7 protein-coding genes and 1 tRNA gene are annotated in these 9759 nt (G+C 50.3%); 1 reads left to right on the top strand and 7 read right to left on the bottom strand.

The features are described from left to right. Positions 1 to 2: 2 nt before the first annotated feature. A tRNA-Phe gene (locus tag N3Z11_RS16510) sits at positions 3 to 75 on the bottom strand. A gap of 268 nt (positions 76 to 343) precedes the next feature. Here N3Z11_RS16510 and N3Z11_RS16505 point away from each other — a divergent pair. Next, positions 344 to 3103 (top strand): ATP-binding protein, encoded by a 2760-nt coding sequence (locus N3Z11_RS16505; RefSeq protein ID WP_260658299.1) that lies wholly within the window; start codon positions 344 to 346, stop codon positions 3101 to 3103. Positions 3104 to 3284: 181 nt separating this feature from the next. Here the strand turns inward: N3Z11_RS16505 and kdsA are convergent, their stop codons facing one another. The 6 genes from kdsA to hemA all read right to left on the bottom strand — a co-directional run bounded on the left by kdsA (position 3285) and on the right by hemA (position 9732). Beyond that, the gene (gene kdsA / locus N3Z11_RS16500) at positions 3285 to 4133 is read right to left on the bottom strand and encodes a 3-deoxy-8-phosphooctulonate synthase (RefSeq protein WP_260658298.1); all 849 of its coding nucleotides are present in this window, start codon (positions 4131 to 4133) and stop codon (positions 3285 to 3287) included. 59 nt (positions 4134 to 4192) lie between these two features. Continuing rightward, positions 4193 to 4567, bottom strand: coding sequence for a SirB2 family protein (locus N3Z11_RS16495; RefSeq protein WP_260658297.1), 375 nt, complete (start codon positions 4565 to 4567; stop codon positions 4193 to 4195). A gap of 167 nt (positions 4568 to 4734) precedes the next feature. Next, positions 4735 to 6291: a response regulator gene (locus N3Z11_RS16490; protein ID WP_260658296.1), complete on the bottom strand. Its 1557-nt coding sequence runs from the start codon at positions 6289 to 6291 to the stop codon at positions 4735 to 4737. Between the two features lie 121 nt (positions 6292 to 6412). Then, positions 6413 to 7375, bottom strand: coding sequence for a peptide chain release factor N(5)-glutamine methyltransferase (gene prmC / locus N3Z11_RS16485; RefSeq protein ID WP_260658295.1), 963 nt, complete (start codon positions 7373 to 7375; stop codon positions 6413 to 6415). Then, a complete protein-coding gene (gene prfA, locus N3Z11_RS16480) occupies positions 7375 to 8466 on the bottom strand; it encodes a peptide chain release factor 1 (protein ID WP_260658294.1) in 1092 nt (363 codons plus the stop codon). The genes prmC and prfA overlap by 1 nt, the downstream gene beginning before the upstream one ends. Before the next feature lie 18 nt (positions 8467 to 8484). Then, complete coding sequence (hemA, locus tag N3Z11_RS16475) at positions 8485 to 9732, bottom strand: glutamyl-tRNA reductase (RefSeq protein ID WP_260658293.1); 1248 nt, start codon at positions 9730 to 9732, stop codon at positions 8485 to 8487. Positions 9733 to 9759: the final 27 nt, after the last annotated feature.

Raw genomic sequence — 9759 nt, 5'->3', positions numbered from 1 at the left:
GGTGCCCAGAGGCGGAATCGAACCACCGACACGCGGATTTTCAATCCGCTGCTCTACCGACTGAGCTATCTGGGCAACGGGGGGTATTAAACGGATTTTGCCGGGGCAAGTCAACTTTTTTTTGGCAGAACAGCACTGACAGCCTAGAAGTTGTACAAAATAGCCAATTAAGCAGCAAAAACCTGCTGCAAAGCCCGGCATAAAGCAAAGAAAACTGCTTTTTGGCATGGATAGCATCCGCCTTAACTAATTGATCCGGCGAAGACAAAACAGTGGTGGTCAACATAAAAATGGTTAGAATAAAAAATCTGTTTTAATTCATCAGGCTGGTCGGTTGTTTTTTATGGAAAAAAGCTCCTTTGTTTCACCTTTGTTCCTCCGGCTGTCGCTGCTGGTGGTGTTGCTGGTTAGCCTGCAAACTGGTTATGGTTTTTATCAGGACTGGCAACAGCATCAGACCCAGCCTGCCAGCACCAATCTGCAACAGGACGCCCAGCTGCTGGCGCAGGCCATTACGCCCATGCTGCAACTGAACCGCTGGGACGATGCGGCGCCTTTATTGGAGCTGGTGAATAACGCCAAAGATGGCCGCGCCGCTTATTTATACAAACAACAAAAACCTGAACCTGCCCTGATGGTGCACACTAACGGCCTGGCCGGTTTTAACCCGGCGCTGGCGCTGACCCAGCCCAGATTACAGACTGGTTTTTCGGTTTATCTGCTGCCGCTGCAACAACAAGGCAAGACTGTAGGCCAGCTGATGCTGGTCAGTAAAATTGCCCCTTTTAATTACCTGCCAACGCTGCTGCAGTGGATTTTAAGTTTAATCATTGGCTTAGTGCTGGCCTGGTTATTGGCCGCTCATTTAAATAAAAGACTGCAACGTGATATCGACAGCCTGAACGACGATATCAGCGCAGCTATTGCACTGGGCCAGTTTAGCGGCAGCCTGAGCAGCCGCGATGGGCTGGCAGCGCTGGCACTGAATATTAATCAGTTGTTTAAAAAAATTGCCCATGGCCAGAAAGAGTTAAAAAGCTCAGAAGCCGATATTGCCAAACTCAAACAGGAAGTAGACACCCGCATTAAAGAACGCACTGATGCGCTGGAAAGCGCCAAGCTGACCGCCGAAAAAGCCAATGAGGCTAAATCCACTTTCCTTGCCACCATGAGCCATGAAATCCGCACTCCGATGAATGGCATTATCGGCACTATCGATTTATTGCGTAAAACCCAGCTGGCCACAGCACAATTTCGCATGACCGACACCATCCGCGAGTCGTCGTTTTCGCTGTTGCGTATTCTGGATGACATTCTGGACTTCTCAAAAATTGAAGCCGGCAAATTAGAGCTGGAGTCTATTCCGTTGTCGCTGGGCGACATTATTGAAGCAGTGGGCCGAATTCTGATTTCGATGGCCTATCAGCGCCAGATTGATTTAAAAATTTATATCGATCCGCGTATTCCGGATGGCCTGATGGGTGATCCGGTCAGGCTGCGGCAAATTTTGTACAACCTGGCCGGTAACGCTATTAAATTCACCCAGACCAGCAATGGCAAAACCGGTTTAGTGCAGATCCGTGCCGACTTGCTGGATGAAAATATGGAGTTTGATGTGGTGCAGCTGTCGGTGATCGACAACGGCAAAGGCATGACCCAGCGCCAGCTGCATTATGTGTTTCAGCCATTTAGCCAGGCCGAAGGCTCAATCACCCGCAAATATGGTGGTACCGGCCTGGGTTTATCGATTTGCCAGCGCCTGACCGCGCTGATGTATGGCGACATTGAAGTACAAAGTGAAGTAGGCAAAGGCACTGAATTTAAAGTAAAACTGCCGATGCGCCGCAGTGAGGAAACCCTGGCGCTGCGGATGGATCTGCACGACCTCAGCATCAAAGTATTTTCTATGGACGCCCTTAATCTGGAAAGCCTGCACAGTTATTTCAGTTATGCCGGTGCCGATGTAGAAACTATCGATAACCTGGCCGCGCTGGAACAAATGATCACAGTGCCTCATCAGCCCAATCTGAAAAATGAAGCTGCGGTCTGGGTGCTGGATGCCACTTATCAGCAGCTGAGTCAGGAGCAGATCAATCAGTTGCTGGCCAAATCAGCCAAAGACGGCCGCCATTTTGTCATTCTGACCAATTTACCTGAGCTTGCCGATCACAATGCACCTGAAGTGTATTACCTGCACAGTGCACCGATTTGCCGCAGCCATCTGTATGAAACAGTGCTGATTTCAGCCGGACGCAAACAAAAACCGCTGCAACAACACAAAACACAACAACTGCCGTTGTCAGCACCGAGCCAGGAACAAGCCAGAGCCCAGGGCAAACTGATTTTGCTGGCCGAAGATAACCTGATGAATCAGCGGGTCATAGTGGACCAGTTAAACGCGCTGGGTTATGCCGTGGATGTGGCCGATGACGGAGCTCTTGCGCTGGAAAAGTGGCGGCAATACCGCTACCCGCTGCTGCTGACCGATTTACATATGCCCAATATGAGTGGTTATGATTTAGCGGCCGCCATTCGTAAAGAAGCACTGCAATATGATGACGAAAACAGCCAATTCACCCGCATTATTGCGGTCACCGCCAATGCGCTTAAAGGCGAAGAGCAAAAATGTTTAAGTGTGGGCATGGATGGGTATATCACCAAACCTATTGAACTGGCCACGCTGGAAACCCTGCTACAACGCTGGTTGCCACTGGAGAAAAACCCAAGCCCTGTTGCCACAGCGGCCGCTTTAACCCAAAACAATAAAACCAGTCCGCCGATTTGTTTTACCACCATTGCCAATTTCCTCGGCAATGAGCCGGCCAAACACGAAGAACATCTGAATTATTTTGTGAATCACGCAGCCGGTTTACTGTCGCAGATTGAACAAAACATTCAACTGCAGGACAGAAACGGCCTGCACACCACGGCACACCAGCTCAAATCGGCGGCCAAAAGTGTCGGTGCTTTACAGCTGACCGAGATTGCACTGCAACTGGAGCAAGGCAGCGAAAGTGCCGATTTTGACCAGCTGGCTCAGCAGACACTGGAACTGCGGCAAAGGTATCAGGATGTGGTGGCTTATGTGCAACAACGCTACTAACAGACAACGGCCTTTGTCATAGGAAGCAGCATTCTGCAACACCAAATAAAAAGGCGCGCCAATCTTTAGGGCGCGCCTTTTGTTTTTTACCATTGCCTTTGTGCTACTTCATTTACCACACCGGATAAGCCGGCGTTGCTGCCAAATGGCGCTGATACTACACAGCATCCGGCAATTAAACTTAATTCGCTGACGTATCCAGCGGCGCAAAACTTTTCACTAAATCGTCCAGCGCTTTCATTTGTGTCAGGTACCCTTCCAATTTGCTCAAAGGCAGCGCACAAGGGCCGTCACATTTTGCTTCATTTGGATTGGGGTGCGCTTCAATAAATAAACCGGCTAAACCAAGGGCCATACCAGAGCGCGCCAGCTGCGCGGCCTGAGCACGACGGCCATCGGCTGAATCTGCCCGGCCACCAGGTTTTTGCAGCGCATGGGTGGCGTCAAAAATCACCGGGGCATATTGTTTCATTTCATCCATGCCCAGCATGTCCACCACCAGGTTGTTATAACCGAAGCTGGAACCCCGCTCACATAAAATCACTTTGTCGTTACCGGCTTCACGGAACTTGGTGATGATATGGCGCATTTCGTGCGGTGCCAGAAACTGTGGTTTTTTCACATTGATCACAGCGCCGGTATTGGCCATCGCAATCACTAAGTCGGTCTGACGGGCCAAAAACGCCGGCAGCTGAATCACATCCACCACTTCAGCCACAGGCGCCGCCTGATAAGGCTCATGCACGTCGGTAATAAGTGGAATTTGAAAAGTGCGTTTAATCTCTTCAAAAATCTTTAAACCTTCTTCCATGCCGGGGCCACGGTAAGAATGAATAGAAGAACGGTTGGCTTTATCAAAAGATGCTTTAAAAACCAGCGGGATCCCCAGCTTTTCGCAGACTTTGACATAAGCTTCTGCCACCTGCAGCGCCATGTCGCGCGACTCCAGCACATTCATGCCACCAAAAAGTACAAAGGGTTTGTCATTGGCAACCTGAATATCAGCTACCTGAATTGTTTGAATGGCCATCAGGCCTCCTCAAAAATAAACTAAAAAACGGCGGCAGTTTAACACCAGCAGCCAGGTGATTAGCCAAATAATAATGGCGTTTTTGTCATGGCCAGTTTTACCGCCAGCACCAGCCAGCCAAGGGCACCGACAAAAGCAAACACCCGCAGTGTCACAGTACGGCCTTTAAATGCCATCACACCCAAAGCAATATAAGCCAGCACCGCCAGCAGTTTTTCGGTCAGCCATGGATTGACAAAAGGATACTGCTGAATAGTCACCATCAGCGCCACCGCCGATAACAACAACAAAGTGTCGATGATATGGGGCGCAATTTTAAAAAACTTCGTTTGCAGCAGTGCAGCACCACGCAGCGACATGACAAAACGCAATACTAAAAACGCCAGACTTAACGCCACCAGTAGCATGTGACTGTGTTTGATTGCCATATACATCAGAGTAACCCCATAAAAATTAAAAAATTATTTGTTATTGTCCGCAGTCTGCAGCGGGCAATAACAAGTACCAAGGCTGCAGCAGTTTTTACTACCACCGACAAAAACAAACCACCCTGAGGTGGTCTGTCTGAGCTTGTTATCCCGGTTTTCGCAAGAGCCGGAGCTTATTCATCTTCGTCCGGGTATTTTTGCAAAATTGCCTCTATTTTGTCGACCCGGCTTTTTAAGATTTCTACCAGCGCCGGCTCAAATTGTTTGCCGGATTCACTGATAATTTTTTCCATCGCCGCTTCCTGAGTCCAGGCCGACTTATAACAACGGCGGTGACGCAGTGCATCATACACGTCGGCAATAGCCGCAATACGACCGTAAATATGAATATCTTCCCCCGCTTTACCTGCCGGATAACCGGTGCCGTCCCATTTTTCATGGTGATCCCGCGCAATAATAGCGCCAGCCTGAATAATGGCTCTTTTGGAGTTTTTTAAGATTTCATACCCAATGCTGGAATGGGTTTTCATCACTTCCCATTCATGTTCCTGCAGTTTCATTGGTTTATTCAGAATGCCATCGGGAATCCCCACTTTACCCACATCATGCAAAGGAGAAGCAAACATTAGCTTTTCCGCTTCAGTGTCAGACAAGCCATAAGCTTTGGCCAGGTCATAACAAATAAAAGCCACTCGTTTGACATGATTACCGGTTTCAATCGAACGCTGCTCTACAGCTTCACTTAAGCGGTACACTATTTCGCGTTGGGTATCTTCAATTTCATGCTGCAGCTGTACATTTTCATAAGCGATTTGCACATTTTGCGAAAACAGCTCAATCAGCCGTTTTTGGTTTTCATTAACCTGACTTGGCAAACCCGACACATACAATAAAGAACCATGGGTAAATTTACTGGTGCAATACGCCACTAAATAATTGTCGCGGTACACAATACTGCGGCTGTGCAACGCCTGATGAAAGGCCGCCATTAAGGTTGGATCCAGCACAGAGGCCACCGCCTGCCCTTCTTTATGTTCAAATTCCCCTAAACCGGCAAACACCACCAACTGATCCGGATCCTGATTTTCATGGGTGTTGCCCGCCACCAGGCTTGACGTAACCAGCAGGGCGTTGTCGTTGCAGCCTAAAATGGACGTCAGTTGTTGCAGTACACCATCAATAAACTGCTCCATCGAATGGGCAGAAAATAAATCGGCCGAGGCGGTAATAATTTTTTCCAGCCCCTGACGACTGGCATCAATCGACAAAATATCGCGGTAAGAGCGCAGGCTCGACATCACCACAGTAAAGAGTTTTTGTGCGGTCAGCTCGGTTTTGGATTTGTAGTCGTTGATGTCGTAGTTGACGATGACCTGCCGCTCCGGCGCTTGCCCTGGCTGTCCGGTACGCAGAATAATACGCACATAATGATTGTGCAGCTCTTCACGGATATAACGCGCTACCAATAAACCGGCATCGTCGGTTTCCATCACCACATCCAGCAGCATAATGGCCGCGTCCGGATGTTGTTCGATCATTTTTTTCGCTTCAGCACCGGAATAAGCACTGATAAATTCCAGATTTTTACCCTGAAAAGAAAAGTCGCTGAGGGCAAGTTTGGTCACCGCATGCACTTCAGGCTCGTCATCGACGATTAAAACCTTCCAGCTGCCACTGTGACTTGGGCTTACTTCTTCAGGTTCATCTGCAAACAGAAAATCGTTGGCCACTCCAAATCCCTCATGCTAACCAATTGATGTCATTTCCATTAGTTATATGCGCTAATTAGCACAGGGTCAAAAGATTACGACAAGATAAAGCGGAAAGTTTGGTAAAAAAAGCTGAGGAAAATCAGGCGGGTGGCAACATGCCGCCACTGATACGCCATTGATTGCCATAATCACGGCGCGACTGTACCTCAATAAAACCGTTCTCGTGCAAAATAGCCTGCACTGCATCGGCTTGCTGATAACCATGCTCCAGCCATAACCAGCCGTTGGCCTTTAATCTGCTGCGGGCACCCTGGCAAATCAGCCGGATGTCAGCCAGGCCCTGATCGGCAGCCACCAGCGCTGACAAAGGCTCAAACCGCACATCGCCCTGGGTCAAATGCGGGTCCTTCCCATCGATATAAGGTGGGTTACTGACAATCAGGTCAAACAGGTTGTTACCGGTGGCACTGTACCAGTCACTTTGCACAAAGCTGCAGTTAGGCAGTTGCAACCTGGCGCGGTTACGGTTGGCAAGCGCCACCGCATCAGCGGAATAATCCACCCCAAGCAGTTGCCAGAGCGGTTTGGCTTTGGCCAGCGCCAGTGCAATAGCGCCGGTGCCTGTGCCTAAATCCAGCACATTGGCATTGGCGGGTAAATCCAGGCTGAGCGCCTGTTCGACCAACAATTCAGTGTCAGGACGGGGAATAAGGGTACAAGGCGCTACTTCCAGTTCTAAATCCCAGAACCACCAGCGCCCTGTGATATAAGCCAGCGGCTCGCCGGTTAAACGGCGGCTCAGCGCTTGTTGCAAGGTAGTTAGTTGCGCGGGGCTTAGCACATCTGTACTGCGGCCTAATAACGCCGTGGGTGACCAACCCAGCACATCTGCCGTTAAGCGCCTGGCTTCCAGGCGCACATCATCCAAAGCCGGATCCAGCAAAGCCAAGGCTTCAAGTTCAGTGGCAGCCTGCAGCAGCCATTGCTGAACTGTGCTACCTTGCTGCGCTGCGCTGTCGGGCTCCGCTGTGCTCTCTTGCTGCGCTGGGCTCCCTTGCTGCGCGGTGCTGCCCGGCGGCATTGGCTTGCCGGCATTTGGCATTAGCGGTTTTCTTCCGCCAGCGCTGCTAATAAGTCGGCCTGATGTTCGTGGCTGAGCGGGCCCAGCACTAAATCAAGATCCCCTTCCATCACTTCCAGTAAACGGTACACCGTCAGGTTAATGCGATGGTCGGTTAAGCGGCCTTGCGGGAAGTTATAGGTACGGATACGTTCAGAACGATCGCCAGAGCCCACTAAAGAGCGGCGGGTTGATTCTTCCGCCAGCCGGCGTTTTTCATCTTCAGCCGCCTGAATACGCGACTGCAACACCGCCATAGCCCGGGCGCGGTTTTTATGCTGTGAACGCTCATCCTGACATTCCACCACTATGCCGGTTGGCAAGTGAGTAATACGAATGGCAGAGTCGGTTCTGTTGACGTGCTGACCACCGGCACCTGAGGCGCGGTAGGTATCGACTTTTAAGTCAGCCGGGTTAATTTCAATGGCTTCACTTTCCGGCACTTCCGGCATAATGGCCACAGTACAGGCTGAGGTATGCACCCGGCCCTGTGATTCAGTAGCAGGCACCCGTTGTACCCGGTGACCACCCGATTCAAACTTCAGCGTGCCGTACACCCCTTCACCCTGCACACTGGCAATGACTTCTTTGTAACCGCCGTGTTCACCGTCATTACAGCTGACAATTTCCACTTTCCAGCGTTTTTTCTCGCAAAAACGGCTGTACATGCGGAATAAATCACCGGCAAAAATAGCAGCTTCGTCACCACCGGCACCGGCGCGGATTTCCAGGAAACAGTTGTTATTGTCGTTGGGATCTTTAGGTAATAATAAAATCTGCAGTTCCTGATCCAGCTGCTCAATACGTTCTTTCGCTGCTTTATATTCTTCCTGCGCCATTTCCCGCATCTCAGGATCGCTGTCTTTAAACATTTCTTCAGCGCTTTGTAAGTCGTCCTGCGCACCACGATACTGGGCAAAAGCCTGGGCTATAGGCTCAAGCTGGCTGTATTCTTTGGAAAGCTCACGGAACCGGCCCTGATCTGAAATTACACCGCCGTCACTGAGTAACGCCTGCACTTCTTCGTGGCGCTCAACCAGACCTTCGAGCTTACGATAAACCGAATCTTTCATGGGAAATGGGGTACCTGATTAGATATCTACTAAAAAATTGATCAAAGTTTTGGCATCAACCTGCTCTTCCTGCAACAAATGGCGGATAGTTTTGGTTGGTGCATGCATTAATCTGTTACTGAGTTTAGTGGCAAATTCCTGCAACACTTTCTCACTGTTCTGGCCACTGGCCAGTTGATTGACGGCGCGCTGCAATAATTCCTGGGTGACGTTTTCACAACGCTCGCGATAATCGCGCACCCAGTCAATATTGCCCTGCAGCTGCAGCCACTGGCTAAACTCGGCAGCACCTGCAGCTATCATAGTTTCGGCCTGCGTCGCGGCTTGCTGGCGCGACTGCATATTCTGCGACACGATATTTTGTAAATCGTCCACAGTGTATAAATACGCATCTTCAAGCTCAGCCACCTGAGCTTCAATATCACGGGGGACAGCTAAATCCACCAGAAACATCGGTTTGTGCCGGCGTTTTTTCAGCGCCTGCTCTACCATACCTTTACCCACTATCGGCAAGGTACTGGCAGTGGAACTGATCACCACGTCAGCATCCACCAACGCCTGGGGCACCTGCGCCAGACTGACCACCTGCGCCTGAAACTGTGCAGCAAGAGCGGCAGCTCTGTCATAAGAGCGGTTGGCCACTGTGAGCTGACCTGCGCCTTGTTCCCGCAGATGTTTGGCGACCAGTTCAATGGTTTCGCCGGCGCCAATCAGCAGCACTTTGACATCGGCCAGTTTGCCAAATATCTGTTTGGCAAGGGCGACAGCGGCAAAAGCAACGGAAACCGCACTGGCGCCAATTTCAGTGTCGGTACGCACCTGTTTGGCCACTGCAAAGGTTTTCTGAAACAAACGTTCAAACACCGGCGCTATGGTGCCCACCTGACGGGACTGACTGTAAGCCTGTTTTACCTGACCAAAAATCTGTGGTTCACCCAGCACCAATGAATCTAAACCACTGGCCACCCGCATTAAATGAGTGGTGGCGGCATTGTCCTGATGTAAATACAGATGAGGTGCCAGCTCAGGCAAAGACAACTGATGAAATTGCGCCAGCCATGCAATTACCTGTTTCGATTGTGCCTCGGAGCCGCTAAAATACAGCTCGGTTCTGTTACAGGTGGACACTATCACAGCGTCACTGACAGCCGTTTTTGCGGTCAGATCAAGCAAAGCTTCGGCCACCTGTTCAGGGGCAAAAGCCACTTGTTCCCGTAAGGCTACAGGTGCTGTTTTGTGATTGATGCCAAGCGCAAAAATAGTCATTCACCTGAAAAGGCCCGAAGCAGAGCG

The organism is Rheinheimera sp. 4Y26 (assembly GCF_025245835.1).
Lineage (GTDB): Bacteria > Pseudomonadota > Gammaproteobacteria > Enterobacterales > Alteromonadaceae > Pararheinheimera.
The sequence above is the reverse complement of the archived record's forward strand: the minus strand, read 5'-3'. Positions and strand labels throughout refer to the sequence as shown.

Coding starts and splice junctions, on each gene's coding strand:
- N3Z11_RS16505 (WP_260658299.1), top strand. CDS start 344: ATGGAAAAAAGCTCCTTTGTTTCACCTTTGTTCCTCCGGCTGTCGCTG.
- kdsA (WP_260658298.1), bottom strand. CDS start 4,133: ATGGCCATTCAAACAATTCAGGTAGCTGATATTCAGGTTGCCAATGAC.
- N3Z11_RS16495 (WP_260658297.1), bottom strand. CDS start 4,567: ATGTATATGGCAATCAAACACAGTCACATGCTACTGGTGGCGTTAAGT.
- prmC (WP_260658295.1), bottom strand. CDS start 7,375: ATGCCAAATGCCGGCAAGCCAATGCCGCCGGGCAGCACCGCGCAGCAA.
- prfA (WP_260658294.1), bottom strand. CDS start 8,466: ATGAAAGATTCGGTTTATCGTAAGCTCGAAGGTCTGGTTGAGCGCCAC.
- hemA (WP_260658293.1), bottom strand. CDS start 9,732: ATGACTATTTTTGCGCTTGGCATCAATCACAAAACAGCACCTGTAGCC.